Origin of the sequence: Nocardia sp. NPDC057272, assembly GCF_042668615.1 — a bacterium.
Classification (GTDB): Bacteria; Actinomycetota; Actinomycetes; order Mycobacteriales; family Mycobacteriaceae; genus Nocardia.
The window spans coordinates 144,659-164,693 of the sequence record NZ_JBHUYK010000012.1; the positions used below are offsets into that span (position 1 = coordinate 144,659).

General features: G+C 66.6%; 19 protein-coding genes. 6 read left to right on the forward strand and 13 right to left on the reverse strand.

The features are described 5' to 3' along the window. Positions 1 to 27 precede the first annotated feature (27 nt). The 8 genes from ACFULV_RS18470 to ACFULV_RS18505 form a co-directional block, all read right to left on the reverse strand. The gene (locus ACFULV_RS18470) at positions 28 to 1,290 is read right to left on the reverse strand and encodes an MCE family protein (protein WP_378658129.1); all 1,263 of its coding nucleotides are present in this window, start codon (positions 1,288 to 1,290) and stop codon (positions 28 to 30) included. Further along, positions 1,287 to 2,354 (reverse strand): MCE family protein, encoded by a 1,068-nt coding sequence (locus tag ACFULV_RS18475; protein WP_378658132.1) that lies wholly within the window; start codon positions 2,352 to 2,354, stop codon positions 1,287 to 1,289. The genes ACFULV_RS18470 and ACFULV_RS18475 overlap by 4 nt, the downstream gene beginning before the upstream one ends. Next, positions 2,347 to 3,375 (reverse strand): MCE family protein, encoded by a 1,029-nt coding sequence (locus ACFULV_RS18480; RefSeq protein WP_378658134.1) that lies wholly within the window; start codon positions 3,373 to 3,375, stop codon positions 2,347 to 2,349. Before ACFULV_RS18480 ends, ACFULV_RS18475 begins: the two co-directional genes overlap by 8 nt. Then, a complete protein-coding gene (locus tag ACFULV_RS18485) occupies positions 3,372 to 4,571 on the reverse strand; it encodes an MCE family protein (RefSeq protein WP_378658137.1) in 1,200 nt (399 codons plus the stop codon). The genes ACFULV_RS18480 and ACFULV_RS18485 overlap by 4 nt, the downstream gene beginning before the upstream one ends. Positions 4,572 to 4,575: 4 nt before the next feature. Continuing rightward, complete coding sequence (locus ACFULV_RS18490; protein WP_062982725.1) at positions 4,576 to 5,427, reverse strand: ABC transporter permease; 852 nt, start codon at positions 5,425 to 5,427, stop codon at positions 4,576 to 4,578. 4 nt (positions 5,428 to 5,431) lie between these two features. Next, positions 5,432 to 6,196 carry an ABC transporter permease gene (locus ACFULV_RS18495; protein ID WP_101464635.1) on the reverse strand — a complete coding sequence of 255 codons (765 nt, stop codon included), beginning with the start codon at positions 6,194 to 6,196 and terminating at the stop codon, positions 5,432 to 5,434. A gap of 325 nt (positions 6,197 to 6,521) precedes the next feature. Beyond that, positions 6,522 to 7,424 (reverse strand): 3-oxoacyl-ACP reductase, encoded by a 903-nt coding sequence (locus tag ACFULV_RS18500; protein WP_378631687.1) that lies wholly within the window; start codon positions 7,422 to 7,424, stop codon positions 6,522 to 6,524. Positions 7,425 to 7,467: 43 nt separating this feature from the next. Beyond that, on the reverse strand, positions 7,468 to 7,656 hold the full coding sequence (locus ACFULV_RS18505) for a ferredoxin (protein WP_056819344.1): 189 nt from the start codon (positions 7,654 to 7,656) through the stop codon (positions 7,468 to 7,470). Between the two features lie 186 nt (positions 7,657 to 7,842). Here ACFULV_RS18505 and ACFULV_RS18510 point away from each other — a divergent pair, with 186 nt between their 5' ends. Both ACFULV_RS18510 and ACFULV_RS18515 read left to right on the forward strand, forming a co-directional pair. Beyond that, positions 7,843 to 9,036: an acyl-CoA dehydrogenase family protein gene (locus ACFULV_RS18510; protein ID WP_378658140.1), complete on the forward strand. Its 1,194-nt coding sequence runs from the start codon at positions 7,843 to 7,845 to the stop codon at positions 9,034 to 9,036. A 22-nt stretch (positions 9,037 to 9,058) separates the two neighbouring features. Continuing rightward, positions 9,059 to 10,156 (forward strand): acyl-CoA dehydrogenase family protein, encoded by a 1,098-nt coding sequence (locus tag ACFULV_RS18515; RefSeq protein WP_378658143.1) that lies wholly within the window; start codon positions 9,059 to 9,061, stop codon positions 10,154 to 10,156. A gap of 79 nt (positions 10,157 to 10,235) precedes the next feature. On the opposite strand, the gene ACFULV_RS18520 is transcribed toward ACFULV_RS18515, so the two are convergent. Next, on the reverse strand, positions 10,236 to 10,877 hold the full coding sequence (locus ACFULV_RS18520; protein ID WP_378658145.1) for a TetR family transcriptional regulator: 642 nt from the start codon (positions 10,875 to 10,877) through the stop codon (positions 10,236 to 10,238). Positions 10,878 to 10,976: 99 nt separating this feature from the next. Between ACFULV_RS18520 and ACFULV_RS18525 the strand changes: the two genes are divergently transcribed. Next, positions 10,977 to 12,155 carry an FAD-dependent oxidoreductase gene (locus tag ACFULV_RS18525; protein WP_378658148.1) on the forward strand — a complete coding sequence of 393 codons (1,179 nt, stop codon included), beginning with the start codon at positions 10,977 to 10,979 and terminating at the stop codon, positions 12,153 to 12,155. A gap of 87 nt (positions 12,156 to 12,242) precedes the next feature. On the opposite strand, the gene ACFULV_RS18530 is transcribed toward ACFULV_RS18525, so the two are convergent. Next, entirely contained in the window at positions 12,243 to 13,886 is a 1,644-nt protein-coding gene (locus ACFULV_RS18530) for an acyl-CoA synthetase (protein ID WP_378658150.1), read from the reverse strand. Between the two features lie 61 nt (positions 13,887 to 13,947). On the opposite strand from ACFULV_RS18530, the gene ACFULV_RS18535 reads away from it, so the two are divergent. Continuing rightward, positions 13,948 to 14,730 (forward strand): crotonase/enoyl-CoA hydratase family protein, encoded by a 783-nt coding sequence (locus ACFULV_RS18535; RefSeq protein WP_378658152.1) that lies wholly within the window; start codon positions 13,948 to 13,950, stop codon positions 14,728 to 14,730. Between the two features lie 81 nt (positions 14,731 to 14,811). On the opposite strand, the gene ACFULV_RS18540 is transcribed toward ACFULV_RS18535, so the two are convergent. Then, positions 14,812 to 15,228 carry a VOC family protein gene (locus tag ACFULV_RS18540; protein WP_378631677.1) on the reverse strand — a complete coding sequence of 139 codons (417 nt, stop codon included), beginning with the start codon at positions 15,226 to 15,228 and terminating at the stop codon, positions 14,812 to 14,814. A 149-nt stretch (positions 15,229 to 15,377) separates the two neighbouring features. On the opposite strand from ACFULV_RS18540, the gene ACFULV_RS18545 reads away from it, so the two are divergent. Further along, positions 15,378 to 16,376, forward strand: a complete 999-nt coding sequence (locus tag ACFULV_RS18545; RefSeq protein ID WP_378631675.1) for a sigma-70 family RNA polymerase sigma factor — start codon at positions 15,378 to 15,380, stop codon at positions 16,374 to 16,376. 14 nt (positions 16,377 to 16,390) lie between these two features. Here the strand turns inward: ACFULV_RS18545 and ACFULV_RS18550 are convergent, their stop codons facing one another. Next, a complete protein-coding gene (locus tag ACFULV_RS18550) occupies positions 16,391 to 17,923 on the reverse strand; it encodes an acyl-CoA synthetase (RefSeq protein WP_378631673.1) in 1,533 nt (510 codons plus the stop codon). A 21-nt stretch (positions 17,924 to 17,944) separates the two neighbouring features. Next, positions 17,945 to 18,982, reverse strand: a complete 1,038-nt coding sequence (locus tag ACFULV_RS18555; protein WP_378658154.1) for an LLM class F420-dependent oxidoreductase — start codon at positions 18,980 to 18,982, stop codon at positions 17,945 to 17,947. Positions 18,983 to 19,042: 60 nt separating this feature from the next. Here ACFULV_RS18555 and ACFULV_RS18560 point away from each other — a divergent pair, with 60 nt between their 5' ends. Then, positions 19,043 to 20,008: a Zn-ribbon domain-containing OB-fold protein gene (locus tag ACFULV_RS18560; RefSeq protein WP_378658156.1), complete on the forward strand. Its 966-nt coding sequence runs from the start codon at positions 19,043 to 19,045 to the stop codon at positions 20,006 to 20,008. Positions 20,009 to 20,035 lie beyond the last annotated feature (27 nt).

Consider the following 20,035-nt stretch of genomic DNA (forward strand, 5'->3'; position numbering starts at 1 on the left):
TGAAAGGTGCGACGAAGGAGCGAAGGTTCACCGCTGCCCTCCTGGAACGGCGAGCCCGGCAAGACCTTCGGGCACGGTGACCGGCGCGGCGGTGGGCGCCGCGGTCGGCTGGCCGGCACCGGCAAGGCTCGGCTCGCTGTACACCAGCTGGTCGGGGAACGCCTGGACGCCGCCGACCGGGTTTGTCATGATCGGCACGTAATTCATTGCCAGCGAACTGATCACCGGTGCGAGGAACTCCGCGCACAGATCCGCGGACCTGTCGGAGTTGTTGTGTTCGAGTGCCCGGATCGAACCGCACAGGAAGGTGAGCGGACTGGCCGAGTTGTTCAGCGCGACCGAGCCCGTGAGCGAGCCCTGAGCGGGCTTGTAGAGCTGGTAGAAGTTCACCATCGCGGTCGGGCCGGAGTGCAGCACCTGTTCGAGCTGCGGCCGCTTGTCGACCAGCGTCTGGGTGACATCGGCGAGCTTCTCGACGCTCTCGGTCAGCTCACCCCCGGTGCCGTCGAGGAACCGCTTCACGTCGGCCAGTGCCACATCGAGGCTGTCCAGACCGGCGCCGAGATCTTCCGACGCGCCCGCCAGCACCGAGGACACCGAAGCCAGCCGACCGCTGAACTGCACGATCTGCTCGTTGCTCGCCGAGAGCACCTCGACGAACTTCTGCAGGTTGCGGATGGTGCCGAACAGGTCTGTTCGCCCGTCGGACAGGGTGGTCACGGTCGCGGACAGTTCACGCAGGGTGTCGCGGAACTTCTGGCCGTTGCCGTCGAGGTTCTCGGCCGCGGTGTCGACGAAGCGGCCGAAGGAGCCCTGCTTGTCGTCACCGACCGGCCCGAGCGCCGTGGACAGTTTGGTCAGTTCGGCCTTGATCTCGTCCCACTCCACGGGCACCGCGGTGCGGTCGAGCGGAATCTGCGCACCGTCGGCCAGCTTTGGTCCGCCGCTGTAGGCGGGCGCGATCTGCACGAAACGGGCCGATACCAGCGACGGCGCGATGATCACCGCGCGTGCGTCCGCGGGCAGGTCGACGCTGCTGTCGATGCTCATCTTCACCCGCGTCTGGCCCTGGCCCGGTTCGATCGAGTCGATGCTGCCGACGGTGACGCCGAGTACTCGGACCTCATCGCCTTCGTACAGACCGGTGGTGGAGGTGAACGCGGCGGTCACCGTGTTCTTTCCGCCGCCGGTGACGAAGTAGACGGCCACGGCGATCAACGCCGCGACAATGACCACCGCTACGGCGATCGTCCAGCGCGGCAACCCGCGTACCTGCTGAATCGAGCTCATCGCGGGGGATCCTCCTCAGTAGGAGCGATGTACGGCGTCCTCGGATGGGTGAAGATATCGATCAGGTCCTGTGGCACCTGTTCCGGCCAGACCAAAGCGTCGACGAGCGGGCGCAATTCGGTACTGGTCGCGTTCACCACGTAGGCGTTGAACCAGGGCCCGTTGCCGACCTGCTCGCCGAGCGCGGCGGCGTAGGGGCCGAGGCCGTCGAGGGCTCCGTTGAGGTTCTGTTCGTTGCGCTGAAGCAGGGCCAGTACCGAATTCAACCGGTCCAGCGTCGGCCGCATCTGGGGCTCGTTGTCGGCGACCAGGCCCGAGAGCTGCCTGGCCACATCGTCGATGTAGACGATGAGCTGGTTGATCGCGGCCCGGCGCCGGTCGAGCTCGCCGAGCAGCTCGTTGCCGTCGAGGAGCAGCGTATTGAGCTGGGTGCTGCGGTCGGCCAGGATCTTGGTGACGTTCTGCGCCCGGGCCAGCAGGTCGGTCAGTGCCTGATCGCGCACATTGATGCTGCGCGACAGGGCTGTCACACCGTCGAGCGCGTTGCGCAGCGGGCCCGGCGTGTCGGCGAAGGCCGCCGACAGGGTGTCGAGGGTCTGGTCGACCTGATCGAGATCGAGATCGCGCACGGTCCCACCGAGATCGCTCAGCGCTTCGTTGAGCGAATAGGGCGAGGTGGTGCGGTCGACCGGAATGGTGTCACCGGTGCCGATCGCGCCGGGGCCGGTCGGCACCACATCCAGCGACTTGCGGCCGAGGACTGTGTTGGTCTTGATCGCGGCAGTGGTCTTCTCCCCCAGCACGATCGACTCGTCCAGGTCGAACTTCACCAGGACCTTGTCACCGTCGAGGCTGACCTGCCGCACTTCGCCGGATCGCACACCGGCCACATGCACCGGGTCGCCCTCCACCAGGCCGCCCGCGTCGAGGAAGTTCGCGGTGAAGGTCGCTCCGGACCGGATGAAGGGCAGCTCGGTGAATTGCAGCGTCGCGAGCGAAATCGCCACCACCAGCACCACTCCGACGATGCCGATCGTCGCCGACGGCGACTTGTTCTCATTCATTGGGCGTGCACCTTCCGGTCGCCTGCAGACCCGGCATGTGTACTTCCATCGGCTTGCCGTCAGGGCCGGTGATCAGAATGTTGGTCCCGCAGATGTACAGCTGCAGGAAGGAGCCGTAGGCGCCGATCCGGATGAGCTTCTTGTATGTGTCGGGCAGTTTTCCGAGCACCCATTCGATGTGGTCGGAATCCTCGTCCAGGTTCGTGGCGAGCCTGCCGGTCTGCTCGATGGTGTTGCGCAGATCGGGACGGGCCTGCACCAGCAGGTCGTTGATCTCCTGGGTCGCGCCCGCGATCCGCGGCAACGCGTTGCCGATTGGGTCGCGCTGTGCGGACAGGTCGCTGACCAGGCGCTGCAGTTCCTCGATGGTGGTGGCGAAATGGTCACCGCGATCATCGATGGTGGCGAGGACGGTATTGAGGTTGTCGATCACGCTGCCGATCAGCGCGTCCCGGTCCGCCAGGGTCTTGGCGAAGCTCCCGCCGCTGTTCAGCAGTGAGACCAGCGTGCCGCCCTGGCCCTGGAAGATCTGCAACAGCGCCGCGGTGAGATCGTTGACCTGCGCTGGGTCGAGCCCGCGCAGCAGCGGCTTGAAGCCGCCGAGCAGCAGATCCAGATCGAGCGCTGGCGTGGTCTGCGCGAGGTCGATGGTGTCACCAGCGGAGAGCCGCCGCGCCGAGCCCGGCCCCTCCAGCAGTTCCAGGTAGCGATCGCCGACGAGGTTCTCGTACTTGATCGCCGCCCGGGTGCTGGCCAGCACCGCGTACTTGGTGTCGACATCGAAGGCGACGTGGGCGAGGTCGTCGTCGCCGACCTTCACCGAGGTCACCGAACCCACCGGCACACCGGCGATGCGCACCTTGGCGCCGGGCAGCATGCCCGACGAGCTGGTGAACACCGCGTGATAGCCGTCCTCACTGGAGAACCGCGCCTGACTCAAAACGATCGCCAGGCCGGCGAACACCAGCGTCATCACCACGGTGAAGATCGCCAGTTTGACCGTCGTCCCCGTGTTCCTCACCGCGTCACTCCCGGCAGTCCGTCCAGCAGTAGCTGGAATACCTTTGGCACACCGTGGAATTCGTACTGGGTAGTCGGCGTGTACGGCGCACCCTGGTTGGTGTCGGTCACCAGATAGTTCGAATGGCTTTCCGGTACCCGATCCACCACACCCTCGCAGCGCGGGCCACCGGTGGCATTCACCTTGGGCAGGTCGTTCGGGTAGGAGTAGGGCTGGCTACCCGGCATCACGCTCGCGTTCATTCCGACACCCGGCAGCAGCCCGCCCATCATGTCCTCGGCGATCGGCACCAGCGGGCCGAGGCCGTTGATGACGCAGCTCAATGCGGGCGCGTATTCGAACAGCAGGGCGGTCGTCGGCCGCAGCAGGTCGAGCGCGGTCACCAGATCGTGCTCGTTCTCGCGCAGTACCGATCCCACCGTGTCGGACAGCCCGATCACATTGACCAGCACGTTGTCGAGCTGGCCCTGCATCTCGAAGATGGTCTGCGAGGTGCCGGTCGCGTTGTCGACGGTGCGCAACAGCGGGTCCGCGACCTCGGCGTAGAGGTCGGTCACCGCGGCGGTCTTGTCCAGATCCGCTTGTAGCGTCGGCAGGTATGGGTTGAGTTCGCGCAGATAGCGATCCGAGCGCACCAGCAGATCGCCGAACTTGTCGCCACGACCTTCCAGTGCGGTGCCGAGCGCGGTCAGCGTGGCGTTGAGCTTCTCCGGTTCTATTTGGGCGAGCACATCGGACAGGTGCTGGAACAGCGTGTTGAACTCCACCGTCACCGAGCTGGCCGCCACCGTGCTGCCGGGCTTCAGCGAGCTCGACGAAGGCTGCTCGGGGACAACGAAATTCACGTACTTGGCGCCGAACACCGTGGTGGAACGAATGTCGACACCCGCGTTCGACGGCACCAGCTTCAGCTGTTCCGGGTCGACCTCGAGCAGGATCTGCGCGCCGTCGTCGCGCAGGTTGATCTCGGCGACGCGGCCGATCTCGACGCCGCGCACCTTGACCTTGGCGTCGGGGTCGAGCACCAGGCCGGAGCGCGGAGCGTCGACCAGCACCTGGGCGGTGGTGGTGAACGCGCCTTGGAAGAGGGCGAACGCGAAAGCCACGAGCCCGATGAGCAAGCCGACCATTGTGAGCGCGGCGAGCTTGCGCCCGAGCCCGCCCTGCAATGCGGCAACGATCCGTGAAGTGTCCATCACGCTATCCCGAGAGGTGGAAGTTGCCGGAGGTGCCGTAGATGGCCAGCGAGATCAGCAGCGTCACAGTGACGACAGCGATCAGTGACGAGCGCACCGCGTTGCCGACCGCGATGCCGACGCCGACCGGACCACCCGCGGCGTGGAAACCGTAGTAGGTGTGGATGAGCATCACGGCCAGTGCCATCACGATCGCCTGCGCGAACGACCACAGGATGTCGCTCGGGATGAGGAAGGTCGAGAAGTAGTGGTCGTAAACGCCTGCCGACTGCCCGTAGATCACGACGGTCGCGAACCGGCTGGCGATGAACGAAGCGATCACCGCGAGTGCGTAGAGCGGCACGATAGCGATCATGCCGGCCAGCACCCTGGTGCCGACCAGGAACGGAATCGGCCGGATCGCCATCGATTCCAGCGCGTCGATCTCCTCGGCCACGCGCATCGCGCCCAGCTGCGCTGTCGCGCCTGCGCCGATGGTGGCCGCCAGTCCGATGCCGGAGATCACCGGTGCCGCGATGCGCACATTGATGAGGGCGGCGAAGAAGCCGGTCAGTGCCTCGACGCCGATATTGCCGAGCGAGCTGTAGCCCTGCACCGCGATGGTGCCGCCCGCCATCAGAGTCAGGAAGCCGACGATCACCACGGTGCCGCCGATCACGGCCAAAGCGCCGCTGCCCATGCTGATCTCGGCGATGAGGCGAATGGTCTCGGTGCGGTAGTGCACCAGCGCGCGCGGCACCGAGCCGAGCGCCTTGACGTAGAAGATCGCCTGATCTCCCAGGGAATCCACCGATTTCGACATGCGATCGAAACGGCGGACCGTGCGCGGAAACTTGCTGCGAACTATGAATGCCATGTGGTCACCGCACCGTGAATTTCAGGCCGATCGCGGTGACAACCACATTCACCACGAACAGCGCCATGAACGCGAATACCACTGTTTGGTTCACCGCGTCACCGACGCTCTTGGGTCCGCCTTTGACCTGCAGCCCGAGATAACAAGCGACCATTCCGGCGATCAGGCCGAACAGGCCCGCCTTGATTTCGGAGATGATCAGCTCGGACAGATTCGTCAGCAGCGGAATCCCGTTGACGAAAGCGCCGGGGTTCACGCCTTGGAGAAAGACCGAGAACACGAAGCCGCCGGCGATACCGATGGTGCACACCAGGCTGTTGAGCATCAGTGCCACGAACATCGAGGCGAACACGCGCGGCACGACCAACCGGCTGATCGGGTCGATGCCGAGCACCTTCATCGCGTCGATCTCTTCGCGAATCGTGCGTGCGCCCAGGTCAGCGCAGATCGCGGTGGCGCCGGCGCCGGCGACGATCAGGACCGTGACGATCGGGCCGACCTGGGTGACGGCGCCGAACGCGGCGGCCGCGCCGCTGAGGTCGGCGGCGCCGATCTCGCGCAGCAGGATGTTGAGCGTGAAGACCACCAGCACCGTGAACGGGATGGCGACCAACAGCGTGGGCACGATCGAGACGCGAGCCACGAACCATGCCTGGTCGATGAATTCGCGCCATTGGAATGGCTTGCGGACGGTGGCTCGTGCCACTTCCGCGCCGAGTTCGAAGAAACCGCCGACCGCCCGCAACGGGACAGCAAGGAGGTTGTTCATTCCGAATCCTCCTCTTTCGACGGGCGGACCGATGTGTCCGCGTACCCGTACTTCACCGCCACCCCGATCTGAAGACTGCCCAAAGACTAGAACATGTTCCTACTAATGTCTGCCATATTCGTAGACTCAGAGCAGGACTTTTTCTCGTAAAACGCTGTCAAAACTGAAACGGATACTTATTCAAATCGGCGACCTTCCTGTGAGGCGGCACACACCCCGACGGTCATGTCTACCAATACCTGGACTGGTGATCAACACGACAGGCGAGACAAATCCGGCGAGGTGTGCGGCCAGCCAACATCAGGCAAACCGTGGACTGGACCGCTCAGCCCAGATCGCGGAGGTCGCGCGCCGAAAAGGTGTGATCCGCGGGGCGCTCTGCGAAGTAGCCACCGAGGGTGGCGGCCAGGTCGGCCTCGGACCATTCGGCACCCGCGGCATCGAAGCGCTGCTCGACCGTCGGTGCCGCCATCAGCGCCACCATCGGTCCGTAGACGACGAAGACCTGACCGTTCACAGCGTCGGCCGCGGGCGAGGCGAGGTAGGCCACGAGTTTGGCCACGTGCTCGGGCGCCAGCGGGTCGACCGTACCTTCGGGCGCGTCCGCGAAGACCGCCTCGGTCATCGCGGTCCTGGCCCGGGGGCAGATCGCGTTGGCGCGCACGCCGTACCTGGACAGCACGCGCGAGGCGGTGAGCGTGAGGGCGGTGATACCGGCCTTGGCCGCACCGTAGTTCGCCTGGCCTTCCGGTCCGAGCAGGCCCGCCTCCGAGGAGGTGTTGACCAGCCGGCCGTAGACCGGCTCGCCCGCCGCCTTGGATGCCGCGCGCCAGTAGGCGGCCGCGTTGCGGGTGAGCAGGAAGTGTCCGCGCAGGTGCACCGCGATCACCGCGTCCCAATCCTCGTCGGACATGTTGAACAGCATGCGATCGCGGGTGATGCCCGCGTTGTTGACGACGATGTCGAGCCCGCCGAGCGATTCCTGCGCGGTCGAGACGAGCGCGTCGGCCGTCGAGCGCTCGGCGATGGAGCCGCCGACGAATTCCGCCTTGCCACCGAGCTCGCGGATGGCGGCGATGGTCTCGGCCGCCGCGTCCTCGGTCAGGTCATTGACGACCACCGCCGCACCGGCCGACGCCAGCGCGAGAGCTTCGGCCCTGCCGAGCCCGGCGCCCGCACCGGTCACGATCGCGACCCGGCCCTCCAATGAAATCTGCGTCACACTCATTCGGCCGACTCTAGAACGTGTTCCACCATCCGACAAGAGCGGATCACGCCAACCTCAGCGCGGCCTTGGGGCACTGCGCCACGGCTTCCTCCGCGTCGGCGAGGCGATCGGGCGCGACATCGCCCTCGGCGACGGTCAACATGTCGTCGTCATCAAGTTCGAACATGTCAGGGGCGATTCCTACACAAACGCCGTTCGCTTCACACCGGTCGAAATCGACGATGATCTTCATGAGAACTTCCTTCCACACGGTCTTCGCGACACTAACCCAGACAGCCCGGTCCCCGAAGCGGAACAGGCGCCGAATCACCATCAATACTGGAACATGTTCCAGTTCATATGCAATGATCGGTTTCGGCGGGGCTCACCCCCTGCGCCCCGCCACCCGCCCTTTCAGCTCGACACCGAGGTAGGAAGCATGCGCGTCGCGTATACGCCGCAGCAGGAAGAATTGCGCGCCGAGCTGCGCGAATATTTCGCGAAGCTGATGACGCCGCAACGCCGCGCGGCGCTGAGCATGACGACCGGCGAATACGGCTCCGGCAACGTCTACCGCGAGGTCGTGCGCGAGATGGGCCGCGACGGCTGGCTCACCCTGAGCTGGCCCAAGGAGTACGGCGGCCAGGACCGCACCACGATGGATCAGCTGATCTTCGTCGAGGAAGCGGCCATCGCGGGCGCGCCGGTCCCCTTCCTGACGCTCAATTCCGTGGCGCCGACGATCATGCAGTACGGCACCGAGGAGCAGAAGAAGTTCTTCCTGCCCAAGATCGCCTCCGGTGAGCTGCACTTCGCCATCGGCTACTCCGAGCCGGGCGCCGGTACCGACCTGGCCTCACTGCGGACCACCGCGGTGCGCGACGGCGACGACTTCGTCATCAACGGCCAGAAGATGTGGACCAGCCTCATCGCCTACGCCGACTACATCTGGCTGGCCGTGCGCACCGATCCGACCGCCAAGAAGCACAAGGGCATCACGATGCTCATCGTGCCGACCGACGTCGACGGGTTCTCCTGGACGCCGGTGCACACGATGGCGGGGCCCGACACCAGCGCCACCTACTACCAGGACGTGCGGGTGCCCGCCTCGTCGGTGGTCGGTCCCGAGAACGGCGGCTGGTCGCTCATCACCAATCAGCTCAATCACGAGCGAGTCGCCCTCACCTCGGCGGGTCCGCTGAGCCTGGCGGTCGCGCAGACCGTGGAGTGGGCACGGGAAACCACCCTGCCCAACGGCAAGCGCGTGATCGACCAGGAATGGGCCCGGCTCAACCTGGCTCGGGTGCACGCCAAGGTCGAATACCTCAAGCTGCTGAACTGGGAGATCGCCAGCCGCGCCGATCAGGGCGGCGAGGCCGCGCCGAAGCCGTGGGACGCCTCCGCCTGCAAGGTCTACGGCACCGAACTCTCCACCGAGGCCTACCGCCTGCTGATGGAGGTCGTCGGCCCCCACGCGTACCTGCGCCAGGACTCCCCCGGCGCCGCCCTGCTCGGCCGGCTCGAGCGGATGCACCGCGCCGCACTGATTCTCACCTTCGGCGGCGGCACCAACGAGGTCCAGCGCGACATCATCGCCATGACCGCCCTGCGCCAGCCCGCGTCCGCCCGCTGATCCCGAAAGCCGGTATCTCCCCATGGATTTCACTCCCACCGAAGCCCAGACCGATCTCGCCCGGCTGACCGGCGAGATCTGCGCCAAGCTCGTCACCGCCGATCGTCTGCGCGAACTCGACACCGCTGCCCGCTTCGACGAGCAGCTCTGGAAGTCGCTCGCCGAGACCGGTGTGCTGGCCGCCGCGTTGCCGGAAGCCCTGGGCGGCAGCGATTTCGGCATGCTCGAGCAGACCGCGATCCTGCGTGAACTCGGCCGTGTGGTCGCCGCGGTGCCCTACCTGTGGTCGATCGTCCTCGGCGCGGGCGCGCTGGCGAAGTTCGGTAATGCCGCCCAGCAGCAGCTGGCCGCGCGGGCGGGCGCCGGTGAGATCGTGCTCACCGCAGCGCTCGCCGAGGAGCTGCGCGCCACCACCGACGCGCCCGGGATCGTCGCCGAGCCCGCCGGCGCCGGGTGGACGCTCACCGGTACCGCGACCACGGTCGCCGTCGCCGATCGCGCCGAACGAATCCTGGTGCCCGCCATCACCTCCACCGGTGTCGGCGTCTTCGTGGTCGATCCGGAGCACGCTTCGGTCACCCGCACCGCTCAGCAGATCGTCGACCTGAGCCCCGAGTTCGCCGTCGATCTCGCCGCCACCCCGGCCGAACTGCTCGGCAGCATCGAGGCGGGCGCCGACATCCTCACCTGGCTGCGCGAACACGCCTGGCTCGGCCTGTCGGCCCTGCAACTCGGCACACTGGAGCGCGCACTCGAGCTGACCGCCGAGCACACCCGCACCCGCGAACAGTTCGGCAAGCCGATCGGTTCGTTCCAGTCGGTGGCCCAGCGCCTGTCCGACGCCTACATCGACATCGGCGGTCTGCGCCTCACCGTCACCCAGGCCGCCTGGCGCCTCTCGGAGGACCTCCCCGCCGCCGAGTCCATTCACATCGCCAAGTTCTGGGCGGCCGAGGCCGGGCACAAGGTCGCCCACACCGTCGTCCACATCCACGGCGGCCTCGGTATCGACCGCGACCACATCACCCACAACTACTTCACCGCCGCCAAGCACAACGAATTCGCGCTCGGCGGAGCAACTCCCCACCTCCTCGCCTTGGGCGCCGAGCTGGCGAACTAGCCCACTCTCGTCCTAGGGCCGGTACCGATCGAATCCGATCGGTACCGGCCCTTTTCGCGTCTTCACGCCGAAGACCCGGTCATTGCGAGGACAGTCGCGCGTTCAGCTCCGCACTCGTGTCCCGCACATACTCCGCTGCCTCATCGACGGTCGCCGCCGTAGTCAAGTAGCGCTGGAGGGTGGGGGCGATGTCTTCGATAATCTGTCGCGGAGTGAGCGCGACCACCGGGGGCAGCCGCAGGACGTAGCGACACAGGGCAAGACCCAGGAGTTGGGTGACGATCAGCGCGGCACGGCGGGGGGCGTCGGTGGGGGTGCCGAAGCGGAGGACGGCGGGCAGGACCTGGTCGGCGAAGATCTCGCGGAATCGGGCCGCTACCGCCTCGTCGGTGATCGAGGAGCGCAGCAGGATCAGCAGAACGGTGTTGTCGTTGCCCTCCCAGATCTCGAGGAATCGGCGGATCATCAACTCGCCCATGGCGTTCGGGTCGGCGGTGCTCAGGTCGGGGAGGTCCAGGTCGATCTGGGCTGCGGCGGCGAAGAGGCCGTCCTTGCTGCCGAAATAGCGCATCACCATCGAGGGATCGATCTCGGCGTCGGCGGCGATCGCGCGGATCGTGGCCTTGGCGTAGCCGTCGGCGGCGAAGCGGGCACGGGCGGCCTCGAGGATGGCGGCCTTCGTCGCGTCGGAACGACGGGTGGGAATCTCCTGGTCAGGCATGTCAACGATTGTAGGCCAACAACTGTTGACTTTCATCCGTGAGCGGGTCTACCGTTATGCCTACAAGCGTTGGCAAACAAGCGTTGACCAGGAGTCGAAATGCCCGCTACCTCACTGCCCGAAGCCACCTCCGTCGTCATCGTCGGCGCGGGTCCCGCCGGGCTCACCGCCGCGATCGTGCTCGCCGAAGCCGGCGTCGACCATGTCCTGCTCGACCGACTCGGCGAGGGCGCCAACACGTCTCGGGCCGCGGTGGTGCATGCCAGGACGCTCGAGGTGCTCGACGGGCTCGGTATCGCGAATGAACTCGTCGAACGCGGCATCAAGGTGCCGACGTTCAAGCTCCACGACGGCGCGAAGACGTTGGCCACCATCGAGTTCGGCGATCTGCCCACCGCGTTCCCGTACACGCTGATGGTGCCGCAGGACGTCACCGAGCAGGTTCTGCTCGACCGGCTGCACAAGCTGGGCGGCACCGTGCACCGGCCGCTCACCGTCACCCGCGTCACCGGCGAAAACAGTAGCGTGACTGTCGAATACACCGATGAGCACGACCGGCACGGCGCGATCAGGGCCGACTACGTCATCGGCGCCGACGGCATGCACAGCGTCGTGCGCGAGCAAGCGGGCATCGACTTCACCGGCGACACCTACCCCGCGTCGTTCATCCTGGCCGACGTCCGCATGAGCTGGCCGACCGCGCGCACCGAGGTCTCGCTGCACCTCTCCCCCGAAGGCGTCACCGTCGTCGCCCCGCTCCCCGACGACGAGGCCAACCGCTACCGCGTCGTGGCCACCGTCGACGAGGCCCCCGAACACCCCACCCTCGACGACGTCCAGGCCCTCCTGAACACACGCGGCCCCGCAGGCGACATCCGAGTCGACGAGGTCCTGTGGAGCTCCCGCTTCCGCGTCCACCACCGCGTAGCCGACCACTACCGCGCAGGCCACATCTTCCTGGCAGGCGACGCCGCCCACGTGCACAGCCCGGCAGGCGGACAGGGCATGAACACCGGCATCCAGGACGCCGGCCTGCTCGCCACCCTCCTGACGAAAGTCACCGCAGGCGAACCTGATTCGATCCTCGATACCTACGAAACCGTCCGCAGGCCGATCGCCCTCGACGTCGTGGCGTTCACCGATCGCATGACCACGATGGCCACTTTCCAGTCCGCGCCGATCCGCTTCGCGCGCAACACCGCCCTGCGCCTTCTCAGCCGCATCCCCGCGGTGCGTGGCCGATTGGCCTACCAACTCTCGGAACTCGGCAATCGCTGACCGGAACCCGGTTGTCCGCAACTGTTTTCGAACACGACGAAAGCCCGCCCGGCGACGCTGCCGGGCGGGCTTCGTGAGGAGCGGGTGCTAGGCCGAACCCGCCTCAGCGTGTTCGTCGGCGGGGCGTTCGTCCGTCTGGGACTTGGCCCAGCGGTAGTCCGGCTTGCCTGCGGGCGAGCGCTTGATCTCGTCGACGAACCACAGGCTGCGTGGCTGCTTGTACGACGCGATCTCCTGGGCCAGTACCGGTTTCAGGTCGGCCAGCGTGGGGCGCTGGTCGCCACGGCACTGAACCACGGCCACGACGCGCTGGCCCCAGCGGGCGTCTTCGACGCCGACGACGAGGGCGTCGAAGACATCGGGGTGGGCCTTGAGAGCGCCCTCCACCTCTTCGGGGTAGATCTTCTCGCCACCGCTGTTGATGCTCACCGAACCACGGCCGAGCATGGTGACCGAGCCGTCCTCCTCGACGCGGGCGTAGTCACCGGGAATCGCGAAACGAACCCCGTTGATCACCTTGAACGTCGCGGCCGACTTGACCTCGTCCTTGTAGTAGCCGAGCGGGATGTGCCCGCTGCGCGCCAGCAGGCCGACGACGCCGGAACCCGCTTCGACCGGATTGCCATCCTCGTCGAGCACCTGGGTGGCCGCGTCGATCTTCACCCGGGGACCACCGGTGTGGGTGGCGCCCTTGGCGACCAGGGAGAGTCCACCGAAACCGGTCTCCGAGGAGCCGATGGAGTCGGAGATCATCCGGTTGGGCAGCACCTCGAGGAACTTGTCCTTGAGCGACGGCGAGAACAGCGCCGCGCTGCTGGCCAGCACGTACAGGGTCGAAAGATCGTAGGGCTCACCGGTTTCCGGGTTGCCTTCGGCGAGAGCGTCGAGCATCGGGCGCGCCATCGCGTCACCGGTGATGAAGATCAGGTTGATGCCGTGCTTGTCGACGGCCTGCCACACACCGTGCCCGCTGAACTCGGGAATCATCACGGCCTTGCCACCGCCGAACAGGCTGTGGAAGGTGGCCCATTGCGAGCCGCCGTGGATCATCGGCGGGATCGGGAACCGCACCATCTGCGGGTTGGCCGCGCCGACCTTGGCCAGCTCCCATTCGTCCTTGACGTACTCGCCGGTGACGAAGTTGATGCCCGCGCCGAGGACGCGCCAGACATCCTCGTGCCGCCACATCACGCCCTTGGGCAGACCCGTGGTGCCACCGGTGTAGAGCATGTAGATGTCGTCGGGCGAGCGCTCACCGAAGTCTCGTTCACCCGACGAATCGGCCAGCGCCGCTTCGTACTCCACGGTGTCCGCGCCCGTGGGCCCATCGGTGCCGTCCTCGACCACGATCACCGTCTTCAGGCCCGGCACCTTCTCCCGCACCGCCGCCACCTTGTCGGTGTAGCGGCGCTCGTGGATCAGCGCGACCATGTCGGAGTTGTCGAAGATGTGCAGTAACTCGTTCTCGACGTAGCGGAAGTTGACGTTGATCATCACCGCCCTGGCCTTGAAGACGGCCACCATCGCTTCGACGGCCTCGACGGTGTTCCTGGAATAGATTCCGACTTTGTCGCCGGGACGCACACCCTGTTCCAGCAGGTAGTGGGCCAACTTGTTGGCCCGCTCCTCCAGTTCGGCGTAGGTCGATTCTCGATGTTCGCCGACCAGCACGATCCGGTCGGGCATCAAGTCGACGGCATGTTCGACGAGATCGGCTATGTTGTAGCTCACAAAGACAAAAATAGAACGTGTTACTGTTTCTGACAAGACTCAACTTGTCAGGAGTACGAAAATGGCCCACTGCCTGGTCGAGAAGCGCGACCATGTCCTCATCGTCACCATGAATCGGCCGGAGGCCCGCAACGCCCTGTCCAGCGAGATGATGGCGATCATGCTCGACGCCTGGAACCAAGTGGACAGCGATCCCGACATCCGCGTCGCGATCCTCACCGGTGCGGGCGGGGCCTTCTGCGCGGGGATGGATCTGAAGGCGATGAGCTCGTCGCATCCGGGGGACACCGCCGCCAGCGGCAGCTGGGACCCGGCCTACCTCCCCGCGCTGCTGAAGGGGCGGCGACTGGCCAAGCCGCTGATCGCGGCAGTCGAGGGCCCTGCCATCGCCGGTGGCACCGAGATCCTGCAGGGCACCGACCTGCGCGTGGCGGGGGAAAGCGCCAAGTTCGGCGTCTCCGAGGCCCGGTGGGGCCTGTTCCCGCTGGGTGGTTCCGCGGTGCGGCTGGCCCGGCAGATCCCGTACACCGTGGCCGCTGATCTGCTGCTGACCGGTCGGCACATCACCGCTGCGGAGGCCAAGGACATCGGCCTGATCGGCCATGTGGTCCCCGACGGAACCGCCCTCGACAAAGCCTTGACGCTGGCAGGCCAGATCGCCGACAACGGCCCGCTCGCCGTCCAGGCGATGCTGCGCACCCTGCGCGAAACCGAGGCCATGCCGGAGAACGAGGCGTTCCCCATCGAGGCGAAGATCGGCATCGAGGTGTTCAGATCAGCCGATGCCAAGGAAGGCCCGCGAGCCTTCGCCGAGAAGCGCAAGCCGAACTTCTCCGGCACCTGATCCGCCACAACCCCACTCCCGCCCCCCCGCACGGCGCGGCCCCCCATGGGGCCGCGCTCGAGCGTGCCGGCGCTCGCGTCGTCACGCCCCCGGGTAGTCCATGAAGAACGGCTCCCACTGGTGCCCATCCGGGTCGATGAACGTCCGACCGTGCATCCCGACCTGAGCCTCCTGCGCCTTCTTGTCGTCGTTCACCTCTTCAGCGGCACCCGCCGCCACGGCCGCGTCGGTGAGCGCGTCGACCTCCGCCGCGCTGCCGAGTGACAACGCGTAAGCGGCACCGATAGCAGCCCCGGTATCAGCGATCGGGCGCTTGCTGAACGTGGTGAAGAAGTCCTTGGTCAGCAGCATCAGGCAGATGTTGTCGTCGACGACGATGCAGGCCGCGTTCTGATCGGTGAAGTCCTCGTTCACCTTCCAGCCGAGCGCCTCGTAGAAGCCTTTGGAGCGGTCGAGGTCGGCGACGGGGAGGTTGATGAAGATCATCTTGTTGCTCATGGGATCAGCCTTTCGGGGCGTCGTTGCGGTCTCGAACATGTAGACGTGGCGGTCGACGCGGATTCATCGCAACCGCGCGAAGTTCGCGAAATCGCGATAGTCCGTTTTCGCCTCTGTCCGCTGTCGGACCCCTGTGGCATCGTGAAACTATGAGCGACGCCACAACCGCCACCACCGGCCCTGATCCCGCTGTACTCGCCGAATTCGAGACGCATCGGCGCGAGTTGTGCGCGTATGCCTACCGGATGCTCGGGTCCTCCTTCGAGGCCGAAGACGCGGTGCAGGAAACCTTCACGCGCGCCTGGCGCTCCTACGATTCCTTCGAGGGCCGCGCGAGTCTGCGCTCGTGGCTCTACAAGATCGCCACCAATATCTGTCTGGACATGCTCGACCGTCCCCAGAGTCGTGCCAGACCGATGGATCTCAACGGGCCGGGCCGCCCGGATTCACCGCTGCCCATGCCCCAGCCCGACTACGTGTGGATCGAGCCGATCCCGAACGCGCTGGCCTTCGGCGCCGACCCGGCCGACCATGCCTCCACCAGGGACACGCTGCGCCTGGCCTTCGTCGCGGCCTGCCAGCACCTGCCCGCCACTCAGCGCGCGATCCTGATCATGCGTGAGGTACTGCGCTTCTCCGCGGGTGAGACCGCCGAGGCGCTGATGATGTCGCCGGCGTCGGTGAACAGTGCGCTGCAGCGGGCCAGGGCCACCATGTCGAAGGTGCAGCCGACCGTGGCCGACAGCTTCGACGAGACCGATCCGGATCAGCGCAAACTGATCGACGATTTCGTCAAGGCGTTCGAGGCCTACGACATGGACGCGCTCACCACCCTGCTCAAAGCCGATGTGGCGCTGTCGATGCCGCCGTTCGATCTCTGGATCTCGGGCCCGGAGAACGTGGCCGCGTTCATGCTCAGCACGGGCAGCGCGTGCCGCAATTCGCGGATGGTGCCGCTGGTCGGCGCCAACGGTTCGCCCGCCTTCGGCCACTACAAGCCGAGCGAGGAGCCCGGCGTCTGGGTGCCGTGGTCGATCACGGTGCTCGAACTCGAGGGCGACACCATCGCCGGCCTCAACTTCTTCCTCGACACCCAGCGCCTGTTCCCGCTCTTCGGGCTCGAGCCGGAGTGGCGCGAGCCCGTCTGAGCGGGAACGCCAATTCAGAGCAGGCGGCGCTTGTACAGCTTTCCGTTGGGATCGCGGGGCAGCTCCGCACGGTATTCCACCGTGCGGGGCAGCTTGTACTTCGCGAGCTGGCTCGCGGCGAATTCGAGGATGTCGGTGGTGAGTTCGTCGCTGCCCTCGGTACCGGGCACCGGTTGCACGAACGCCTTCACCTGCTGACCCCAATCCGGGTCGGGCACACCGAGAACCGCCACATCGGCGATCTTCGGGTGGCTCATCAGCACGCCCTCGATCTCGGCCGGGTAGATGTTCACCCCACCGGACAGGATCAGATCCGAACGCCGGTCGCAGAGGAACAGGTAACCGTCGGCGTCGAAGTAGCCGATGTCGCCGACGGTGAACATCTCACCGACGCGCGACTCCTCGGTCTTCTCCTTGGCCTTGTGGTACTCGAAGCTGGATGCGCCCATCTTCATGTAGATCAGGCCCTCTTTGCCCGCGGGCAGTTCGGTGCCGTCCTGCTCGTCGAGCACCTTCACCACCGACCACGGCCACGCCTTGCCCACCGAGCCCGGCTTTTCCAGCCACTCGGCGCCGGTGATCACCGTGCCGCCGCCCTCGGTCGCGGCGTAGTACTCGGTGACGACCGGTCCCCACCACTCGAGCATGCGTCGCTTGGTGTCCGGCGGGCACGGCGCCGCACCGTGGATCATGCTGCGCAGCGAGGACATGTCGTAGCGGGCCCGCACCTCGTCGGGCAGGGCCAGCAGCCGGTTGAACTGCGTGGGCACCATGTGACTGTGGGTGACCTTGTACTTTTCGATCAGCGCGAGCATGCCCTCGGCGTCCCAGCGATCCATCAGCACGAGCTTGTGCCCCATCTGGATCGAGATCGTCGAGTTGTTCAGCACGGCCGTGTGATAGAGCGGCGAGCCGCAGATGTGCACGTGATCGTCGTAGGGACCGAGGCCGAACAGGCTGAAGTAGGCCTGGTTGGCCGCGGGAACGACATCGGGATCCGCGCCGGTCAGCGGGCGGCGAACGCCCTTGGGCCGACCGGTGGTGCCCGAGGTGTACAGCATCGGCGCGCCGATGGACCGCTCGTCCGGACGACCGGTGTCGGCGGCGCCGAGCCAGGACACCGGCCGGAAGCCGGGGATGGTGCCCGCCGAGAAACGGGCGTCGGCGGACAGTTCGGCGAGGTCGGCGGCCTCGGCCGCGGTGTCGGCGAACCGCTCACTGGCCAGGAACGCCGACGCCTCGCTGTCGCCGAGGATGTAGGCGATCTCCGGCGCGGTGAGGTGCCAGTTCACCGCGACGATATAGAAACCGGCTTGGTAGGCGGCGAAGTACGCGGCGATCGCCTCGACCCCGTTGTGCAGCATGCTGACCACCACGTCGCCGGTGCGCAATCCGATGCCGCGTAGCCCGTTGGCGTACCGGTTGGCGAGGGTGGCCAATTCTCGATAGCTGATCTCTCTACCGTCCGGGTCGACGAGGGCGATCCGTTCGGGATCGGCCTCGGCGATATTCCACAGTCCGAGGACTTCCGTTGTCTGCTGGCTCACCCTTCGAATTTAGAACGTGTTCTACATGGTGACAAGGGGTTGGAGCCGACGCATTTGTTCGGCATCCGAGACCGAGATCAGCATCATCGTCACGCCCGCGTCCTCCCATTCCTTCAACCGGGAGCGCACATGCGCCTCGTCGCCGAAGATCGCGGTGTCGGTGATCAGCTCGTCGGGCACCGCCGCCGCGGCCTCGGCCTTGCGCCCCGCCTGGAACAGCGCGGAGATCTCGTCGACCTCGGCGGCGTAGCCCATCCGCTTGTACACCTGGGCGTGGAAATTCAGCTCCGGCGCGCCCATGCCGCCGATGTAGAGCGCGCTCACCCAGCGCATCCGCTCGATCTCGCCCGCCGGATCGTCGGTGATCACCACCTGCGCGCTCGCCGCGATCTCGAAGTCGTCGCGCGAACGGCGCGCGCCCGGCCGCGCGAAGCCCTCGTCGAGCCACTCGTTGTACATCCCGGCCAGTCGGGGTGCGTAGTAGATCGCGAGCCAGCCGTCGGCGATCTCAGCAGTCTGTGCGACGTTCTTCGGACCCTCCGCACCCAGCCAGATCGGCAGATCGGCGCGCAGCGGATGCACGATCGGCTTGAGCGGCTTGCCGAGCCCGGTCGCGGCGGGGCCCGTGTAGGGCAGGCCGTAGTGCTTGCCGTCCGACGTCACCGGCGCCTCGCGGGCCAGCACCTTGCGCACGATGTCGACGTACTCGCGCGTGCGCCGCAGCGGCTGCGCGAAGGGCTGGCCGTACCAGCCCTCCACCACCTGCGGGCCGGAGACGCCGAGGCCGAGAACCGCCCGGCCGCCGCTGAGGTGATCGAGCGTGAGCGCGTGCATCGCGGCCGCCGCGGGGGTGCGGGCCGACATCTGCGCCACCGAGGTGCCCAATCGCACGCGCTCGGTGGACGAGCCCCACCAGGCCAGTGGCGTGAAGGCGTCCGAGCCCCAGGACTCGGCCGCGAACACCGCGTCGAAGCCGGTTTCCTCGGCCGCGACCACCAGCTCGCCTGCGTTGGCGGGCGGCTGCGCGCCCCAGTATCCGAGTTGCAATCCGAATTTCATGATCGGCGCCCTTTCGGCGAATCCTTGCGAGCAGAATAAGAACCTGTTCTACTCGATATCGTGACCCAGGGGAATACCGCAGTGGAAGTATTGAGTGCACCCCTGAGGGTGCGATTCGACTACACCAGGTCCGTCGGACCCATCATCGGCGCTTTTCTGACCGGACTGCGCGAACGCCGGATACTCGGCGCGCGCGGCAGCGACGGGCGAATACTCGTGCCACCGCCCGAATACGATCCGCACACCAGCGCGGCGCTGGCGGAACTGGTCGAGGTCGCGGCGACCGGCACCGTTACGTCCTGGACGTGGGTGTCCGAGCCATTGCCCGGCCAACCGTTCGACCGCCCGTTCGCCTGGGCGCTGATCCAGCTCGACGGCGCCGACACGGCGTTGCTGCATGCCCTGGACGTGACCGACCCAGGACAACTCAGCACCGGAATGCGGGTCAGTGCCCGCTGGGCCGACGAACGAACCGGCCGCATCCAGGACATCGCCTGCTTCGAACCCGGCGAGCGCACCAGCCCCGCCGACTACTCCGAACAAACACCGATCACCATCCTGACCACGCCCGTCGACCTCGACTACAAGCACACGGCCTCTCCCCAGGAGAGCGTCTACCTGCGCGGACTGGCTGAAGGCAGGCTCATCGGCGGCCGCTCCGAAGCGGGCGGGCGGGTGTACTTCCCGCCGCGCGGCGCCAACCCGACCGACGGCAGACCCACCGACGATCTGGTCGAGCTGTCCGACAAGGGCACGGTGACCACCTTCTGCATCGTCAACGTGCCGTTCCTCGGCCAGCGGATCAAGCCGCCGTACGTGGCCGCCTATGTGCTCCTCGACGGCGCCGACATCCCGGTCCTGCACCTGATCCTCGGCTGTGCGGCCGACGAGGTGCGGATGGGCATGCAGGTCGAGGCGGTGTGGAAACCCCGCGAGGAGTGGGGCCACACGCTGGCCAATATCGACCACTTCCGGCCCACCGGGGAGCCCGACGCTCCCTACGAGTCCTACCAGCACCACCTCTAGAGAGGCGACGTTGACCACATCAGCATC

Bases quoted from the DNA above. Each gene is read 5' to 3' on its own strand.
- ACFULV_RS18470 (WP_378658129.1), bottom strand. From the start codon at position 1,290: ATGAGCTCGATTCAGCAGGTACGCGGGTTGCCGCGCTGGACGATCGCC.
- ACFULV_RS18475 (WP_378658132.1), bottom strand. From the start codon at position 2,354: ATGAATGAGAACAAGTCGCCGTCGGCGACGATCGGCATCGTCGGAGTG.
- ACFULV_RS18485 (WP_378658137.1), bottom strand. From the start codon at position 4,571: ATGGACACTTCACGGATCGTTGCCGCATTGCAGGGCGGGCTCGGGCGC.
- ACFULV_RS18490 (WP_062982725.1), bottom strand. From the start codon at position 5,427: ATGGCATTCATAGTTCGCAGCAAGTTTCCGCGCACGGTCCGCCGTTTC.
- ACFULV_RS18495 (WP_101464635.1), bottom strand. From the start codon at position 6,196: ATGAACAACCTCCTTGCTGTCCCGTTGCGGGCGGTCGGCGGTTTCTTC.
- ACFULV_RS18500 (WP_378631687.1), bottom strand. From the start codon at position 7,424: ATGAGTGTGACGCAGATTTCATTGGAGGGCCGGGTCGCGATCGTGACC.
- ACFULV_RS18505 (WP_056819344.1), bottom strand. From the start codon at position 7,656: ATGAAGATCATCGTCGATTTCGACCGGTGTGAAGCGAACGGCGTTTGT.
- ACFULV_RS18510 (WP_378658140.1), top strand. From the start codon at position 7,843: ATGCGCGTCGCGTATACGCCGCAGCAGGAAGAATTGCGCGCCGAGCTG.
- ACFULV_RS18515 (WP_378658143.1), top strand. From the start codon at position 9,059: ATGGATTTCACTCCCACCGAAGCCCAGACCGATCTCGCCCGGCTGACC.
- ACFULV_RS18520 (WP_378658145.1), bottom strand. From the start codon at position 10,877: ATGCCTGACCAGGAGATTCCCACCCGTCGTTCCGACGCGACGAAGGCC.
- ACFULV_RS18525 (WP_378658148.1), top strand. From the start codon at position 10,977: ATGCCCGCTACCTCACTGCCCGAAGCCACCTCCGTCGTCATCGTCGGC.
- ACFULV_RS18535 (WP_378658152.1), top strand. From the start codon at position 13,948: ATGGCCCACTGCCTGGTCGAGAAGCGCGACCATGTCCTCATCGTCACC.
- ACFULV_RS18540 (WP_378631677.1), bottom strand. From the start codon at position 15,228: ATGAGCAACAAGATGATCTTCATCAACCTCCCCGTCGCCGACCTCGAC.
- ACFULV_RS18545 (WP_378631675.1), top strand. From the start codon at position 15,378: ATGAGCGACGCCACAACCGCCACCACCGGCCCTGATCCCGCTGTACTC.
- ACFULV_RS18555 (WP_378658154.1), bottom strand. From the start codon at position 18,982: ATGAAATTCGGATTGCAACTCGGATACTGGGGCGCGCAGCCGCCCGCC.